14 protein-coding genes are annotated in these 16,571 nt (G+C 63.3%); 5 read left to right on the forward strand and 9 right to left on the reverse strand.

The features are described from left to right. The first annotated feature begins 44 nt into the window (after positions 1-44). Complete coding sequence (locus tag GN300_RS00925; RefSeq protein ID WP_063316851.1) at positions 45-3,488, forward strand: bifunctional RecB family nuclease/DEAD/DEAH box helicase; 3,444 nt, start codon at positions 45-47, stop codon at positions 3,486-3,488. A 29-nt stretch (positions 3,489-3,517) separates the two neighbouring features. On the opposite strand, the gene GN300_RS00930 is transcribed toward GN300_RS00925, so the two are convergent. Together GN300_RS00930 and GN300_RS00935 are read right to left on the reverse strand one after the other, a co-directional pair. Then, positions 3,518-4,693: an amino acid deaminase/aldolase gene (locus tag GN300_RS00930; protein ID WP_063316850.1), complete on the reverse strand. Its 1,176-nt coding sequence runs from the start codon at positions 4,691-4,693 to the stop codon at positions 3,518-3,520. 70 nt (positions 4,694-4,763) lie between these two features. Beyond that, positions 4,764-5,411: a TetR/AcrR family transcriptional regulator gene (locus GN300_RS00935; protein WP_020908434.1), complete on the reverse strand. Its 648-nt coding sequence runs from the start codon at positions 5,409-5,411 to the stop codon at positions 4,764-4,766. 78 nt (positions 5,412-5,489) lie between these two features. Between GN300_RS00935 and GN300_RS00940 the strand changes: the two genes are divergently transcribed. Continuing rightward, entirely contained in the window at positions 5,490-6,803 is a 1,314-nt protein-coding gene (locus tag GN300_RS00940; RefSeq protein WP_054781623.1) for a D-arabinono-1,4-lactone oxidase, read from the forward strand. 3 nt (positions 6,804-6,806) lie between these two features. On the opposite strand, the gene GN300_RS00945 is transcribed toward GN300_RS00940, so the two are convergent. From GN300_RS00945 to GN300_RS00960, 4 genes are all read right to left on the reverse strand, one after another. Next, positions 6,807-7,772, reverse strand: a complete 966-nt coding sequence (locus GN300_RS00945) for an adenosine deaminase (RefSeq protein ID WP_003945144.1) — start codon at positions 7,770-7,772, stop codon at positions 6,807-6,809. A 7-nt stretch (positions 7,773-7,779) separates the two neighbouring features. After that, positions 7,780-8,541, reverse strand: coding sequence for a crotonase/enoyl-CoA hydratase family protein (locus GN300_RS00950; RefSeq protein ID WP_003945127.1), 762 nt, complete (start codon positions 8,539-8,541; stop codon positions 7,780-7,782). A 35-nt stretch (positions 8,542-8,576) separates the two neighbouring features. Continuing rightward, positions 8,577-9,770 carry a class I adenylate-forming enzyme family protein gene (locus GN300_RS00955; protein ID WP_063316872.1) on the reverse strand — a complete coding sequence of 398 codons (1,194 nt, stop codon included), beginning with the start codon at positions 9,768-9,770 and terminating at the stop codon, positions 8,577-8,579. Positions 9,771-9,863: 93 nt separating this feature from the next. Next, positions 9,864-10,664: an enoyl-CoA hydratase/isomerase family protein gene (locus tag GN300_RS00960; RefSeq protein ID WP_007736151.1), complete on the reverse strand. Its 801-nt coding sequence runs from the start codon at positions 10,662-10,664 to the stop codon at positions 9,864-9,866. On the opposite strand from GN300_RS00960, the gene GN300_RS00965 reads away from it, so the two are divergent. Next, positions 10,663-12,063, forward strand: a complete 1,401-nt coding sequence (locus GN300_RS00965; RefSeq protein WP_063316849.1) for an FAD-binding oxidoreductase — start codon at positions 10,663-10,665, stop codon at positions 12,061-12,063. The genes GN300_RS00960 and GN300_RS00965 overlap by 2 nt on opposite strands. Here the strand turns inward: GN300_RS00965 and GN300_RS00970 are convergent. Further along, positions 12,023-13,507, reverse strand: coding sequence for a DHA2 family efflux MFS transporter permease subunit (locus GN300_RS00970; protein ID WP_003945132.1), 1,485 nt, complete (start codon positions 13,505-13,507; stop codon positions 12,023-12,025). The genes GN300_RS00965 and GN300_RS00970 overlap by 41 nt on opposite strands. 2 nt (positions 13,508-13,509) lie before the next feature. Then, positions 13,510-14,133: a PadR family transcriptional regulator gene (locus tag GN300_RS00975; RefSeq protein WP_063316848.1), complete on the reverse strand. Its 624-nt coding sequence runs from the start codon at positions 14,131-14,133 to the stop codon at positions 13,510-13,512. 126 nt (positions 14,134-14,259) lie between these two features. Between GN300_RS00975 and GN300_RS00980 the strand changes: the two genes are divergently transcribed. Both GN300_RS00980 and GN300_RS00985 read left to right on the forward strand, forming a co-directional pair. Continuing rightward, on the forward strand, positions 14,260-14,949 hold the full coding sequence (locus GN300_RS00980) for a hypothetical protein (RefSeq protein WP_007736143.1): 690 nt from the start codon (positions 14,260-14,262) through the stop codon (positions 14,947-14,949). 23 nt (positions 14,950-14,972) lie between these two features. After that, positions 14,973-16,007 carry a glutathione S-transferase family protein gene (locus tag GN300_RS00985; RefSeq protein WP_063316847.1) on the forward strand — a complete coding sequence of 345 codons (1,035 nt, stop codon included), beginning with the start codon at positions 14,973-14,975 and terminating at the stop codon, positions 16,005-16,007. A gap of 11 nt (positions 16,008-16,018) precedes the next feature. On the opposite strand, the gene GN300_RS00990 is transcribed toward GN300_RS00985, so the two are convergent. Further along, positions 16,019-16,429, reverse strand: a complete 411-nt coding sequence (locus tag GN300_RS00990) for a VOC family protein (protein ID WP_003945129.1) — start codon at positions 16,427-16,429, stop codon at positions 16,019-16,021. Positions 16,430-16,571: the final 142 nt, after the last annotated feature.

Genomic DNA, 16,571 nt, shown 5'->3' on the forward strand with positions numbered 1-16,571 from the left:
TACTGGTGGGTTGCCTTGTCGGTGAGCGATGGCACAATCGCCCTGTGTTCCTACTCGATGATCAGATCGTCTACAGCGCCAGCGACCTCTCGGCTGCGGCCTCGTGCGAGTTCGCACTGCTGCGGCAACTCGACGCCCGAACCGGTCTGATCGCGGCCGAGGCCGCCGAGGCGGATCCGATGCTCGAACGGACGTCGAGCCTCGGCGACTCGCACGAGCGCGAACAGCTTCAGAAGTTCATCGATCAGCACGGAGACGGCGTCGTCGTCATGCCGCGACCGGAACACTCACGCGCAGGCCTGACCGCTGCCACGTTGGCCACCGTCGAGGCAGCACGATCGGGCGCGCCGGTCATTTATCAGGGAACCTTTTTCGACGGCCGATTCCTCGGGTTCTGCGATTTCCTCGTCCGCGAAGGCGACACCTACGCGGTCTACGACAGCAAGCTCTCCCGGCACGCCAAGGTGTCGGCACTTCTACAACTCGCCGCATACGCGGATGCGTTGGAGCGCAATGCAATTGCCGCATCCGATCAAGTTCATCTACTGCTAGGCGACGGCAGCACGTCGTCGCACGACATCGGAGACATCGCGCCGGTATTCGCGGCACGTAGAGCTGAACTCGAACGAGTCCTCGACGAGCACCGCGCCGAGGGGAAACCGACACAGTGGCTCGACGATCGGTACCTGCGTTGTGGTCGATGCGACACCTGCAGCGTCGAGGTCGAAAGCCATCGAGACCTGCTGCTGGTTGCGGGTGTCCGCGGCAATCAGCGTGAACAGCTGATCGTCTCGGGGATCACGACAATTGACGAACTCGCCGCGAGCACCGGCCCAGTCGAGGGAATCCGCCGGGAAACACTCGACAAGCTCCGTGCACAGGCAGCGGTTCAACTACGCCAGGAACTGTCCGGCGACGCCGAATTCGAGGTCTACGAACCCTCGGCGCTCGGCGGACTCCCCATCCCCGACGACGGCGACATCTTCTTCGACTTCGAGGGCGATCCGCTCTGGGCCGAGGACGGGTCCACCGATTGGGGGTTGGAGTATCTGTTCGGTGTGGTCGAAGGGCCTGCGGACGACTACGTGTTCAAGCCGTTCTGGGCACACGATCGCGAGGGTGAGCGCCAGGCGCTCCTCGACTTCCTCGATTACGTCACCGCGCGTCGAGAAGCTCATCCAGGCATGCACATCTACCACTACGCCGCGTACGAGAAATCGGCGCTGTTGCGCTTGGCCGCACGTCACGGTGTCGGCGAGCAGACCGTGGACACCCTGCTCAGCGAGAACGTGCTCGTCGACCTGTACCCGATCGTCCGCGCGTGCCTGCGGATCGGACAACGCTCGTACAGCATCAAGAAACTCGAGCCGCTCTACATGGGTGAGCACGGCCGTGACGGTGACGTGACCAACGCCGCCGGCTCGGTCGTCGCCTATGCCGACTACTGCGAATTGCGCGACGGCGGACAAGCCGACCAGGCCAGGGAACTTCTTCAGGGCATCTCCGACTACAACGAGTACGACTGCGAATCCACTCTCCGCCTGCGCGATTGGCTCGCCGAGCGCGCCGCAGAACATGGTGTCGAACTTCGAGAGCCGACCGGACAGATCAAGATTCCACTCGAAGAACTCACCGAATCGGAAATCGCACTCCGCGACTTCGCCGGCCACAAGGCCGGTTCGACACGCACCCCCGATCAGCAGGCTGCTGCTCTATTGGCCGCAGCAGTCGGTTACCACAATCGCGAGCGGAAGCCGTACTGGTGGGCCCACTTCGACCGATTGGTCACACCGATCGAAGACCTCGTGGACATCCGCGACGTCATGGTGGTCGAGCAGTCCGAAATCGAAACGGACTGGCACAAGAGCACCGCGCGGCAGAAGAAGTTTCGTCGCCACATCCAGTTGACCGGAAGTTTCGGCACCGGAACATCTTTGAGTCCGGGCAGTGATTTGTTCGCTCTCTACGCAACCCCCTCCCCCGATGCCGTTGCAAGCGAGAACCCCACCCAACGCGGCACCAGCAGCGTCAAGGTCACCGCCGTGGTCAAGTCCGAAGGGCTCGACGTGGTCACCGTGGAAGAACTGCTCAGCGGTGACGAATACATCGATTCCCCGGTCGCGTTGGCACCTGGTCGTCCGATTCCCACCGGACGCATGGAGAAGTCCATCGCCGCTGCCGCGTCCGACGCCAGCGAGAGCCTGCCCGAACTGCCACACATCGCGGCAGTCGACATTCTCAGGCGCAGCACCCCGAGAACCCTCTCGGGTTCACCGCTGCCACCTGTCGGCACCGACAACAACTACGCCGACGCCATCACCGCCGCACTTCTCGACCTCGACGATTCCTACGTGGCGGTGCAAGGTCCTCCCGGTACCGGCAAAACCTACACGGGCGCTCGTGTCGTCAAGACACTGATCGAACAACACCATTGGCGAATCGGCGTGGTGGCACAATCACATTCGGTGGTCGAGAACATGCTTGGCGGCATTCTGAAGGCCGGCGTGGACCCCGCACTGGTCGCAAAGAAGGGCAGCCGCAGCAAGACCGCGGAATGGCAGGACATCGCGTCCGAGGAATACGCCGGATTCATCGCCGAAGCGGAAGGCGTCGGCTGCGTCATCGGCGGCACTGCATGGGACTTCGCGAATACCGATCGTGTTCCCGCCGGCAGTTTGGACTTGCTCGTGGTCGACGAGGCAGGTCAATTCGCGCTGGCGAACACCATTGCCGTCGCGATTTCCGCGCGAAACCTGTTGCTGCTGGGCGACCCGCAGCAGTTGCCGCAGGTGAGCCAAGGTACTCACCCCGAACCTGTCGACGAATCGGCACTCGGTTGGCTCGCCGAGGGACACGGCGCACTGCCACCCGAACTCGGCTACTTCCTCGAGAAAACGTGGCGGATGCACCCGGATTTGTGTGCGCCCGTGTCCGCATTGTCGTACGAGGGCAAGCTGCGTTCCCAGGAAACCGTCAGTGCGGCAAGAAAACTCGACGGACTCGCTGCCGGAGTACACACGGTGTTCGTCGATCACCGCGGCAATTCCACCTACTCCCCGGAAGAGTCCCAGGAAATCGTTCGCCAGATCCAGGGCCTTCTCGGCACGCCTTGGACCGACCCGAGCGAGTTCGAGGGAACCAGGCCGCTGGAGCAGTCGGACATTCTCGTGGTCGCGGCGTACAACGCCCAGGTGGGCACCGTCGAGCGCGATCTCACCGAGGCCGGTCTCACGGAGGTCGAGGTCGGGACCGTCGACAAGTTCCAGGGCCGCGAGGCTGCGGTGGCAATCGTGTCGATGGCCGCATCTGCCGTCGAGGACGTCCCGCGAGGGATGTCGTTCCTGCTGTCGCGAAACCGTCTCAATGTTGCCGTCTCACGCGGCAAGTGGTGCGCGATCATCGTTCGATCGCACGCGTTGACGCAGTACATGCCCAGTACGCCTGCGGGATTGGTCGAACTGGGTGCATTCATGAGGCTGACGAGCTAGCCGAAGCCTGTCTTACCTGAAGCACTGCCCTACCCGAAGCACTGCCCTTCGCCGCGATAGGTGGGAACCGAGGTTCGGGTGCCGTCGGCTTCGACCACGTACACGCGGTCGAAGCGCTCGCACAGCTCGCCGGCCTTGGCGTGACGGAACCACACGCGGTCGCCGATCGCGATGTTTCCGGCTTCCTTCCCGGTGACCGGCGTCTGGACTTCGCCGGCTCCTTCGTTGCGGAGCAGTTTGAGACCAGCGGGCCAGACCGGTGACGGAACGCGGGTGTCTCCGGCAGGTCCCGACGCGATGTATCCGCCGCCGAAAAGGGTCGTGACGGACGGCGTCGGCTTGCGCACGGCCGACAGTGCGAAGAACAGCGCCGGATCGGGACGGAAGGCACGGTAGCGGTCGAACAGGGTCGGTACGTACAGTCCGGAGCCTGCTGTTACCTCGGTCACCACAGGATCGGCCGAGCTGACCTCCAGCGACCCCGTACCGCCGCTGTTGACGATCTCGAGTGCACCCACGGCATCGGTGACGGCCGCGACCACAGCGCCCCTTCTGGACGCCAGTTCGCGGGCAGAGGCCTTCTTGACCCAACCGATCGGAGCGCTGGTGTCCGGGAGGCCGGCGATCTGGGCTTCGTAGAACATCACTCCGACGACGGAGAATCCGCGTTGGCGCGCACGCGCCGCGAGTGCGGCGACCGCGGCAGGTTCGCGCAGTGGCGAGCGTCGTACGCCCAGATGGATCGGGCCGATCCGCAGTGACGCGTCGACGTCGAGACACACGCGGACAGGCGCATCCCCCGTCGACGCCGAACGAATGAGGTCCAACTGCGCATCGTCGTCGACCATCAAGGTGATCGATGCGAGAGCGGTGTCGTCGGCAGCGAGATCCGCGATGGCGCCACGATCGGCGGTCGGGTACCCCATCAGGACGTCCCGTGCGCCGAGCCCGACCAGCCACAGAGCCTCGCGCAGTGAGTACGCCATGATTCCGCGGAATCCGCCGGACGCGGTCAGTGTGTCGCCGAGAGTTTCAGCCAGAACCGTCCGACAACGAACCGATTTGCTCGCCACTCGCACCGGGGTTCCACCGGCGCGGCGCACCAGGTCGGCTGCATTACTGCGCAGTGTGGTCAGATCCAGAGCAGCCAGAGGCGGGTCGAGTTCTCGCGTGGCAGCAGTGAGTCGATCAAGGGTCCTGGTCACAGATGATCCAATCGTCGCGGCGTGCGACCAGTCAATCACCAATCCTGGACGTATGTCCAGGATTGCGGTTCTACTGAGGCGCGACCACGGCTTTGTTGGCGATTACCTGAACCATTTCTCCGAACTCGGCAATAGTCGCGTCGGAGTCACGATCGACCAGCCATCGCAGAACAAGGCCGTCGATCATTGCAAGACTCAGTCGCGCAATCGAACTCAACGGCTCCGTCCACACCGTGCCCGATATCTTGGCGCACTCTTCGAGAAACGACACCGCGAGCTCATCCATGATTCGGTACTGCTCAAATGCAACCGCCCCAGCACGTTCGGCTCCGAGATTGCGACTACGCAGTGCCTGCGCGGTAATTTCGTAGGTCAACAACTGGCGATCCGGGGTTGCCTCGATGGTCGGCCACATTCCGGTCAGGCCGATGTGCAGCAATTCCCTGAGCCCCTGCACGCCACTGAGATCCGGCGCATGGCGGACCTGCGCGAACGCATACTGCATCGACGCACTGAGCTGCAGAATGAGCGTTTCACCCATTGCCGCGATCAGCGCTTCCTTGCTCTCGAAGCAGTAATGAACGACGCCGAGCGATACCCCGGCCTCCTCTGCCACCGCCCTTACCGTCACAGAACTGACACCGCGCTGTTCCGCAATAGACAAGGCGGACTCGACCAATTGTGTGCGGCGTTCGTCCGCCGGGAGCCTGTTCAGCATCCAATGATCGTAGAACGCAAATGACAAAATCTTCGCGCAATACTTGCCTGGACGACCGTCCAAGTACATTATTGCGTAATGGCTTCGGACACTTGGCAGAACTGGGCGGGCACTCAAAGCGCCGCGCCGCGTCGCTTTGCGACGCCGACAAATACCCGTGAACTTTCGTCGTTGGTCGCCGAGGCCGCTTCGCGTGGCCAACGTGTGAAGGCCGTCGGCGCCGGCCACTCGTTCACCGGTGTCGCGGTCACTGACGGTGTCCTCGTCAGCCTGGACAACTTGAGCGGAATCGACTCGATCACACCGACCGACGACGGTGCGCTGGTCACTGTTTTTGCAGGCACTCGCCTTCATGCTCTCAACGACGCCTTGTGGCAACGCGGATATGCGATGGCCAATCTCGGTGACATCGACGTCCAGTCACTGGCCGGCGCGACGTCCACCGGCACACACGGCACCGGCGCACGATTCGGCGGTATCGCCACGCAGATTCGCGGAATCGAGATCGTTCTCGCCGACGGATCCGTCGTTACCGCAAGCGCCGACGAAAACGTCGAATTGTTCGAAGCAGGCCGCCTCGGATTGGGCGCAATCGGCATCATTTCGAAGATCACTCTCGCCTGCGTCCCGCGATTCACACTTCGCGCAATCGAGGAACCCGACACGCTGTCTCACATACTGGACACCCTCGAGAGCGATCGTCTGGGCTTGGACCACTTCGAGTTCTACTGGTTTCCGCACACCGACCGTGTCCTGACGAAGAGCAATACGCGACTGCCCGGAGATACCGAACCCGATCCAGTGGGCAAGGTCCGCGCGTTCGTCGACGACGAACTCCTCTCGAACACACTCTTCGAAGGTGTCAACCGCGTTGCCACCCTGGCACCGGCCGCGATCCCGAGAATCAACAACGTGTCGTCCCGATTGCTCGGCGCCCGCGAGTTCACCGATCGCAGCTACCGAGTATTCGCGTCTTCGCGCCGGGTGAAGTTCAAGGAGATGGAATACGCGATCCCCCGCGAACACGTCACCGAGACACTCCACGAAATCGACCGCTGGATGAAGAAGTCCGGAACCAACGTCGCATTCCCCGTCGAAGTACGTTTTGCTGCCGCCGACGACCTCTGGCTCTCCACTGCTCACGGACGCGACACCGCATACATCGCCGTACACCAGTACCACCGACGACCCGAAACCGAATACTTCGCCGCAGTGGAGGCAATCGCGCGCGCCGTCGACGGCCGGCCGCATTGGGGAAAAATGCACAACCGGACCGTCGACGACCTGCGTCCTACGTACGACCGACTCGACGACTTTGTCGCCGTTCGAGACAAGTACGACGCGAATCGTGTGTTCGACAACGAATACTTGCGTCAGGTACTCGGCGACTGACGGTCAGTGCCGCAGTAGTTCCGCTTTTCGCGCATCGCTCGCAAACGAGGCTTTGATCGAGTTCCGGGCGAGGGTGTCTCGCTCGGCCTCCGTCAGACCCAGGGCTCGGCCCAGTTCGGTGAAATTGTCGTCGACATATCCCCCGAAGTAGGCCGGGTCGTCGGAGTTGACCGTGACGATCAAACCCATCTCGAGCATCGATCGAAGCGGATGATCCGACAGCGAATCGAACACCCGCAGACGAACGTTCGACAACGGGCAGACCGTCAGTGGAATCTCCTCGTCGACCAGACGCTCGATCAGGGCAGGATCCTCGAGTGCCCGGACTCCGTGGTCGATCCGCTCGGCGCCGAGAATGTCGAGCGCCTGCCAGATGTACTCGGGCGGTCCCTCTTCACCGGCGTGAGCCACAACGTGCAAACCCTCGGCACGCGCGCGGGCGAACACGTCCTCGAACAGTGACGGCGGGTTGCCGACCTCCGCGGAGTCGAGTCCGAGCCCGACGATCGGAGCCTGCAGGCGAATTATCTCGGAGAAGATCTCCTCGGCGTCTTTGACGGGCTGATCTCGGAGGATGGCGGCGATTGCCGCGCTGCTGAGCCCGAACTCGCGCTCACTCGATGCCACCGCATCCATGATCCCGTCCAGGACCTCGGTCAGCGGAACACCACGGACCACGTGCGCCTGTGGATTGAAGAAGAACTCGGCATGCGCGACGCCGGCGGCAGCCGCGCGGCGGAAGTACGCTCGCGTCAGGTCGGCAAAATCCTCCGCGGTGCGCAGGACGGCCATGTTGGCGAAGTAGAGATCGAGGAACGACTGCAGATCGGTGAACTCGTACCTCGACTTCAGATCGTCGATGTCCTTGTACGGCAAGTCCATTCGATTGCGCTCGGCAAGTCGGTAAATCTGTTCGGGTTCCAGAGAACCCTCGATGTGCATGTGCAGCTCTGCGACAGGTGTAGCCATGTCGGTGTTACCGCCCCTTCCAGACCGGGGCGCGCTTCTCGGCGAACGCCGTCGCGCCCTCGCGTGCATCTTCGGACGCGAACACCGGCGCCATGACCTGCAACTGCTTCGCGAAAGCTTCGTCGTCGGACCAACCGCCGGCCTTGACGATGATCTCCTTGGTGACCGCAACCGCGAGCGGTCCGTTGCGGGTGATGCGATCAGCCAGCTCCAGCGCGCCTTCGAGCGCCTTACCTGGCTCGGTCAACGTGTTCACGAAGCCGTAGCGGTAGGCCTCCTCGGCTGTGAAACTGTCACCGGTCAGGGCCAGTTCCAATGCCTTCTGGTACGGAATCCGCTTGGGCAGGCGCAACAATCCGCCTCCACCTGCGACCAGCCCTCGCTTGACCTCCGGGATACCGAACTTCGCTTCGGACGACGCGACCACCAGGTCGGTGGCAAGCACGAGTTCCGTGCCGCCTGCCAACGCGAAGCCCTCGACCGCCGAAATGATCGGCTTACGCGGCGGCCCTTCCGTGAATCCGAGACCGCGTCCCGGCACGAGTACGTTCTCGCCGGCCACGAATGCCTTCAGATCCATACCGGCACAGAAGTTTCCGCCGGCCCCTGTCAGCACCGCCAAGGACAGATCGTCGTCCGCATCGAGCTCTTCGACCGCAGCGGCCAATGCGTGACTGACCGCCGAGTTGATGGCGTTACGCGCCTCGGGCCGGTTGATGGTGATGATCAGTGTCCGCCCGCGCCGCTCGGTGAGAACCTCGTCCGCCATGATGTCCCTCTCGTTTGTCGACCACGCTCGCGTGACTACGCGACGTCGCGTTCGACAATACGGACGAAGCCATCGGGGTCGATCTGCGCGGTGTCGTGAGTGCAGAACCACCCCTGGGTGAACCTCGTCGAGGTCGCTTGCGGCGAGTTCCAATACCGACGCGTGACACTCGGTCCACGGCACAGCAACTCACCGAAGCCACCTGGAGCATCCGGGCCGTACAACGCCACTTCCATTCCACCGAAAGCGATTCCGACGCTTCCGAGGTGGGTGGGTGCCGACTCGGTTGGCAGAATGAGACCAGCCCCACAGGTCTCGGTTTTGCCCCACCCGATCACATGCCGAGCAGCCGGGAACAGGGTCAGCAGCTTGGCTTCCTGTTCGACCGTGATCGGCGACCCGCTGCAATCGATCCACTGCACCGACCTCGAACCGGCACGCGCCGCCGGCCCGAGGGTGAGCAACCGAGGCTCGAGCAGGTCCTCGGGCCGCCCGGTCACGATGTCGACGGTATGCACACTCTCACGCCAGAAGTCGCCGGCGAGGACCACCGTTCCACCGACCACCAACGTCGCGAGCACGTGCACGAATTGCCGTACCGACTTGAAGTCATTGTCCACCAACAGATTGCGCACACCTTCGACGCCGTAATCGCGCGAGTGCAGAATGCCGACGATGGCGGAGAGCACGTTCTCGTTGCTCAACTCGACGCCCAGCATTTCGCCCGAAGAATCGGCGGTGTACGCGAGGATCGCCATCTCCTCCGGGGCGGCACCGTCGTCGATGAACGGAACACCGTGTGGGAGTTCCCCGTCGAGCACCAACACCGAGCCACTGTCCGCGATGACGAAGTCCGCCGCGTCGTCGCTCAGATGAACACCCACCGAGACTGGAACACCGCCGGCGAGAATGACGCCGAGGCACGCCTCCATCCACCTCACCCCGGCGGCGACGCGAATGGCCACACGGTCACCGATCTCGACGCCTCGCGACTTCAGCCCGCCTGCGACCCGCGACGCCTCGGCCCACAACTCCGCGAAGGTGACCTGCTCGCCGTCGACCTCCTCCACCGCGATGCGTGAGGAGAATCGATGAACGGCGATATCGAGGAGTTCGGACAGCGACGGGTCGAGTTGGCTGTACCGAAGCACCCCGTCACCCGCACGGGTGACACGGGCGTCGGCGAGGAGCTGAGTCGAACACGGGTATTCCACAAGCGTCGACCGCATCGATACCTCCACGTCACTGACAACCCACCGGCCATTCGACTATATGACGTGGATCACAGTTCGTGGAGGTCTCTGGCGATAATCGTCGCAAACTTACTTTCCGGAGTAGACCGCTTTGCCCGGTCCGACCTCGAGGAAACTGCGGACAGCGCCGCGTAGGTCATCAGTGGCGAACAGCGCACCGGACACCCCGGGAGTCACCGAATCCGCGTGGGCGATCCCGCCGGAACGCCAGGCCGCCACGATCTGCTTGGTGGCGTCGTGGGCTCGCGTGGGCCCGTCCGCCAACCGGGCCGCCAGGGCACGCGCCGCAGCATCGACATCGTCGTGAACTGCATTGACGACGCCCCACGAGTGCAGGGTTGCGGCGTCGTAGAGATCGCCGGTCATGACCAACTCCCGAGCCCGTCCGGAACCGGCGCGCTCGGCCAAACGCTGCGGTCCACCCATGGACGGCGTCAGACCGACCACTGTCTCGACCAGTCCGAACTTCGCCTTCGGCGCCGCGAGGATGATGTCGCAGGCCAAGGAGATCTCGAAGGCAGCAGTCAGCGTCAGCCCGTGCGCCGCGTAGATGACCGGGCACGGCAACGCCTCGAGCGGATGGCAGATCTGGGCGAACAGTTCGCGCCACAATTCCGCTCCCTGCTCCGGGTTCAGTCCGTCGAACACATGGACGTCGACGCCGGCCGAGTTGACCTTGCCCTCGGCGCGCAGAAGCACAGCGCGCGGTGGGTTTTCGGTCAGCGCTGCAACATCGGCGATGACGGCGTCGAACATGGCCTGATCGAACAGATTGAGTGGTCCGTGCGCGAACGTCAGGACAGCCACCTCGGCACCACCATCGGTGGTGAAGCGCTCGAGACGGGTGGGATGCGATTCGGGAGCAGTCATGCCGCCACACTGCCACATCGAACCGGCCTACGATCGTCGGGTGGACGGTCTGAGAAATGCACTCGCGGACGTTGTGGGACACCGGTTCGTCGTCGACGACGCCGACGTATTGGCGACCCGTTCCACCGACCAGACAGGGCGCTACAGCGGGCGCGCCAGTGCTCTGGTCCGACCCGGAAATACCGCCGAAGTCTCGGCAGTGCTGAACGTGTGCCGCTCGCGCGGCGTACCGGTCACCGTTCAGGGCGGGCGAACCGGTCTGGTCGCCGGGACGGTGCCCGAGCACGACGACGTCCTGCTCTCCACCGAACGCCTCGAGGCGATCGGCGAAGTCGATGTTGCCGCCGGTCGGATCACCGTCGGTGCGGGAGTGACACTCGCGCAGGTACATTCGGCGGCCGCCGCCGCCGGTTTGAAGTTCGGTGTCGACATAGCCTCGCGGGACACTGCGACGATCGGCGGCATGGTCTCCACCAATGCCGGTGGCCTGCACACGGTTCGATACGGGAACATGGCCGAACAGGTGCTCGGACTCGAGGTGGTGCTCCCCGACGGGACCACGGTGCGTCGGTCACCGAAAGTGTTGTCCGACAATTCCGGATACAACCTGCCCGCACTGTGGGTGGGCAGCGAGGGAACTCTAGGGGTGGTCACTTCCGTCGACCTGAAATTACGGAAGATACCGACTCACCGCGTCACATCGCTGACCGGTTTCGACCGACTGCAAGACGTCGTGGACGCGGGGCGCACGTTGCGCACTCTCGACGGCGTCGACGCACTGGAGTTGGTGGACGGCCGTGGACTCGAATTGGCCGCACGCCATTTGAACGCCGCGGTGCCGACGGGGCGACCGTGGTACCTGCTCGCCGAGGTGTCCGCGGCCCACGATCCGCTGGAAGACCTGGCCGAGCTGCTCGAACGCATCGACCCACCGCAGACCCCGGCAGTGGCGGTCGACGATCCCGGCTCGACGCGTTTGTGGGCGGCGCGGGAGTGTTTCGCCGAAGTGGTCGGACTGTTCGGTCCCCCACTGAAATTCGACGCGGCGCTGCCGCTGGACTCGCTTGCCACCTTCGCCGAGGACGCCGCGGCGGTGATCGCGAGTCGTGCCCCCGAGGCAATTCCGATCCTCTTCGGACATGTCGCCGAGGGAAACATCCACCTCAACGTCCTGAACTGCCCGAACGCCGACACCGTGTACCGCAGCGTCCTCGAACTGGTTCGCGATCACGGCGGAAACGTCAGTTCCGAGCACGGGGTGGGCTCGCTCAAACGCAACTATCTGGACCTGGCCCTCTCTGCGGAGGACATAGCCACGATGTGGGCGATCAAGCGAGCCCTGGACCCGAGCGACTATCTCAATCGTGGAGTGATGTTTCCCGACGCGCTTCGGCACTGACGGCCATCGCGTCGTCGTGTGCGTCGCCGCGCAGAGGCCGAGCGAAGCACACCGAAGCGACGAAGCCGATGAGCAGCACGCCTGCGGGCAGCCAGATCGACTCCGACATCGCCGTGCTGAACGGTTCACGGACGAACTCGGGTAGGTGACCCACTCCGGCTTCGGAACTGCCGCCGGTCAGACCCTGAGCCGCCAATCGTGCGGTGATCAGTGCTCCGATCGCGGCACTGCCGAGAACCGCACCCACCTGCCGGGTGGTGTTGTAGACGCCGGCGCCGGCGCCGGCCTGCATCGGAGGCAGGTTGTGTGTGGCGGTGGCCGCGAGCGGCGACCAGATGCATGCGTTGGCGAAGCCGATCAGGCCGATCGGCAGGAGCAGTTCCCAGATCGCGACGTCGGGAGACATAACCAATGCCAGCCAGCCCAGGGCGATCGCGAACAGCAGGAAGCCGGTGCCCGCGATGTAGCGCGGATGCGTCTTGTCGACGAGCTTGCCGATGATCGGCGCAAAAATGCCGGTCAGCACGGCCATCGGAACGAGGAGGAGCGCCGACTGCGTCGGGGAGAGTCCGCGAACTGCCTGGGTGTAGAACATCAGCGGAAGGACCATCGACGTGATCGCGAAGCCCATCGCGGTGATGGCGACGTTGGCGAGCGAGAAGTTGCGGTCCTTGAAGAGTTCGAGTGGGAGCAAGGGCTCGTTCTTGTTGCGCGACTGGTAGAACACGAACACCGCGAGCAACACCACACCGGCGCCGATCAGGCTCCAGACGAATCCGTTCCAGTCGTACGAACTGCCTTCCTGGATTCCGAACACGAGCAGGAACATGCCTGCGGCGCTGAGAATCACGCCGGGGATGTCGAACTTGTGCTCGCTGGTCGGCAACGACGGAACAAGCTTCCATGCGAGGAGGAAGGCGATGACACCGACCGGGACGTTGACGATGAAGATCCATTCCCAGCCGAGATTGTCGACCAACACACCACCGGCAAGCGGACCGACCAGCGTCGCAACACCGGCAACCGCGCCCCACAGGCCCATTGCGGCGCCACGCTTGTTCGGCGCGAACGTGCGTGTGATGACGGCCATCGTCTGAGGCGTCATCATTGCGGCGCCCAGACCCTGGAAAGCCCTTGCCACGATGAGCATCTCGACGCTGCCGGACAGACCACACCACAGTGAAGCGCCGGTGAACAGTACGAGGCCGATCATGTACAGGTTCTTCGGTCCGAACCTGTCACCGAGCCGGCCGGTGACGAGCAGCGGCACCGCGTACGCCAGCAGGTACGCGCTGGTGACCCAGACGACCTTGTTGATGTCGGTGCCGAGGTCCTCCATGATCGCAGGGTTGGCGACAGCGACGATGGTGCTGTCCACCAGAATCATGAAGAACCCGATACACAGCGCCCACAGCGCGTGCCAGGGATTGACCTGCTTTTCCATCTTCAGTCCTTAGGTAGTGCGGACGAGCCTGCGGAGCCGGCCAGCCGGTCGAGAAGTTCTTGTGAGAGCCAGGGCATTTCGCCGCTCTCGATGTCTGTCACCAACGCGCCGATCCACTCTCTTTCGGCGACGGTCAGTGCGTGGGCGTAGTCCGCGCCCACCGTGAAGATTCGTGGTTTTTCCGCCGCCTTCACCGCTTCGTAGTCGGCCTCGAATTTCGCGATCGTCTTGTCGAGGTGCGCGAGACGAATTCGAAGCATCTGACACGCGGTGGACGCAGAGAGGTTGTGCATTTCGGCGAGCGCGAGCGGCAACCGCGGATACTCCCGCACCGGAACCGCCAACATCTCACGTAGTTGATGCTCGAGGGCCTCACGGCCCCGGGCGGTGATCTCGTACGTCGTCCGTTCGGGCCGGTTGCCCTCACGATCGGTCCCGATCGAAGCCAGAAGTTCCTGCTTCTCCAACCGGGAAACCGTGTGATAGAGCGATCCCGGCTTGATCTTCACCAACTGATCGCCCCGGCGAACCGAGGCCAGTTGATACATCTCGTACGGATGCATCGAACGCTCGGACAGCAGGCCCAGAACGGTGATTCCCAGAGGCGTCAGTGACACGTCACCCATGAGTCCCCCTCCCTGACAAGCCGCAATTGACTATTTCTTGACTATTCCACCTGAAATAGTCCACATGGAATATACGACCTCTGTCCATCTCGATCAACCCGTTCGAATCGGACTAGCCTGTAGCAAGTGGACGAACATCACCTCGACATCATCCGACTCGCTTGGGCACGTGAACTGGGCCTCGGCGACTCGGCACTTCGGCCGGCACACACGGCCCGCGTCGTCGGCGACGACATCCACGTTCTCGATCTGGCAGGCTCAGGTGCAATCGTCGGGCCGCAGTGGTTCATCGAGCGCACCGAGGACATCTCCGTCGACGCCCTGCTGCAACCGGCGCGTCTGCTCGAGATCGCCGGCGATCACGGCGGCCGAATCACCGGCCCCGTCGATCTCGCTTTCCTCGGCGACTACACGGACGCGCCACCCGACGAGCAACTACTGATTTCCCACGACATCGACGATGCCCTCGCCGTCGCTGCGCTGTGCCCACCCGACGACAGCACCACAGCCGACCTCGGGAACCGGACGCGGTGGTTCACCGCCCTCACCGATTCCGCCGAGGTGCTCGGATGCGCGGCATACTCCGAATTTCAGGGATTCGTGGCAGATCTCACGACCCTGACTGCTCCAGCGCATCGCCGTCACGGAATCGGCTGCGCAGTAACGCTTCTCGCTGCGGAGGACGCTCTCGATTCCGGATTGATCCCGCAGCTACGCACAAGTCGCGGCAGTGCGATCGGAGCGACGCTTCCACGTAAAGCCAAATTCGACGTTCTGGGGGCATACGCTCGGGTACACGTGCACCTGCCCAGTTGACACTCGAACGAGAGGGACCGCAGATGAGTACGGAAGACGGCGCGAGCGAACCGACATTCGTCGAAGAGGGTCGTGAATTCAAACGCGACACCAACTACATCCCGACCCGGATCACCGAGGACGGCCGCGACGGGTACCCCGTCGAACCCGGGCGATACCGGTTGATCGTGGCACGTGCCTGCCCGTGGGCAAACCGCGCCATCATCGTCCGCCGCCTACTCGGCCTCGAAGACGTACTGTCGATGGGCATCTGCGGTCCGGTTCACGACAAGCGAAGCTGGACTTTCGATCTCGACCCGGGCGGCGTCGATCCCGTACTGAAGATCCCGCGACTGCAGGACGCATACTTCGCCCGAGATCCCCACTACCCCAGGGGAATCACGGTGCCCGCCATGGTGGAGATCGCCACGGGCAAGGTGATCACGAACGACTACCCACAGATCACCCTCGACTTCTCGACGCAATGGAAGAAGTACCACCGCGAAGGCGCGCCGGATCTGTACCCGGAGCCATTGCGAAACGAAATCGACGAAGTGGCCGAGTACGTTTTTCGCGACGTCAACAACGGCGTCTACCGCTGCGGTTTCGCCGGTTCACAGCAGGCGTACGACGAGGCATACGACACGCTGTTCGCTCGCCTCGACTGGCTCACCGAACGTCTTGCCCGGCAACGTTTCCTGGTGGGCGACACCATCACCGAAGCCGATGTGCGCCTGTTCACCACGCTGGCGCGGTTCGATCCCGTCTATCACGGCCACTTCAAGTGCAACAGAAGCAAACTCAGCGAGATACCGGTGCTGTGGGACTACGCGCGCGATCTGTTCCAAACCCCCGGATTCGGTGACACCATCGACTTCACACAGATCAAAGCGCACTACTACATCGTGCATTCCGAGATCAATCCCTCCGGAATCGTGCCCAAGGGACCGGAATTGACACACTGGCTCGAACCGCACGGACGCGAACAGTTGGGTGGCCGACCGTTCGGGGACGGCACACCACCTCATCCGCCCATCCCGTCGGAAGTGGTTCCGGCAGAGCACTGGGCCACCAGGTAGGTCGCGGGGGGCTACTCCCCTGCGTACGTGCCGAAACTCCAGTACACACCTTCGGGATCACGGCAGGTGAACCCCCGCGAACCGTAGTCCTCGTCGCGCAATCCCTGCGTGATCGTGGCGCCCGCCGCGACAGCGCGTTCGTGGAGTGCATCGGCGGCGTCCGCGTCGTCCACGACGATGTACACCGAACCGATTCCAGGCGGCAGGCCGGCGATCGCAGAATCGGTGCGCGGCGAACCCAACATGATGCCGCCACCGCCCGGCCAGTCGAGTTGGGCGTGGTCCACCACGTCTCCCTCTCCGTAGACGGCCTTCTCCACGAAACCGAAGGTGCTCACCAGAAAGTGGATTGCCGCACGGGCGTCGAGGTAGCGCAGCGTCGGCCAGATGGTCGTCGAACGAGATTCCGAAGTGGCGGTCATAACACTCGAACTCCTGCCTGGGAAAACTCACGAAGAAAACCGAGTCTCGTACGAGCCTATGGCCCCGGTGATCACCGCCGCCAGCGAAAACTTCACCTATTCTCGAGATACGGTCCACCTCGCTTCAGAGGAGGACAACTGT

This window comes from Rhodococcus sp. Ni2, assembly GCF_021352185.1.
Taxonomy (GTDB): domain Bacteria; phylum Actinomycetota; class Actinomycetes; order Mycobacteriales; family Mycobacteriaceae; genus Rhodococcus_F; species Rhodococcus_F qingshengii.

What these genes read in the sequence shown, in the direction of transcription:
- GN300_RS00935 (WP_020908434.1), bottom strand. Translation starts at nt 5,411, where the DNA reads ATGCTGAACAGGCTCCCGGCGGACGAACGCCGCACACAATTGGTCGAG.
- GN300_RS00940 (WP_054781623.1), top strand. Translation starts at nt 5,490, where the DNA reads ATGGCTTCGGACACTTGGCAGAACTGGGCGGGCACTCAAAGCGCCGCG.
- GN300_RS00945 (WP_003945144.1), bottom strand. Translation starts at nt 7,772, where the DNA reads ATGGCTACACCTGTCGCAGAGCTGCACATGCACATCGAGGGTTCTCTG.
- GN300_RS00950 (WP_003945127.1), bottom strand. Translation starts at nt 8,541, where the DNA reads ATGGCGGACGAGGTTCTCACCGAGCGGCGCGGGCGGACACTGATCATC.
- GN300_RS00955 (WP_063316872.1), bottom strand. Translation starts at nt 9,770, where the DNA reads ATGCGGTCGACGCTTGTGGAATACCCGTGTTCGACTCAGCTCCTCGCC.
- GN300_RS00965 (WP_063316849.1), top strand. Translation starts at nt 10,663, where the DNA reads ATGCCGCCACACTGCCACATCGAACCGGCCTACGATCGTCGGGTGGAC.
- GN300_RS00960 (WP_007736151.1), bottom strand. Translation starts at nt 10,664, where the DNA reads ATGACTGCTCCCGAATCGCATCCCACCCGTCTCGAGCGCTTCACCACC.
- GN300_RS00970 (WP_003945132.1), bottom strand. Translation starts at nt 13,507, where the DNA reads ATGGAAAAGCAGGTCAATCCCTGGCACGCGCTGTGGGCGCTGTGTATC.
- GN300_RS00975 (WP_063316848.1), bottom strand. Translation starts at nt 14,133, where the DNA reads ATGGGTGACGTGTCACTGACGCCTCTGGGAATCACCGTTCTGGGCCTG.
- GN300_RS00985 (WP_063316847.1), top strand. Translation starts at nt 14,973, where the DNA reads ATGAGTACGGAAGACGGCGCGAGCGAACCGACATTCGTCGAAGAGGGT.
- GN300_RS00990 (WP_003945129.1), bottom strand. Translation starts at nt 16,429, where the DNA reads ATGACCGCCACTTCGGAATCTCGTTCGACGACCATCTGGCCGACGCTG.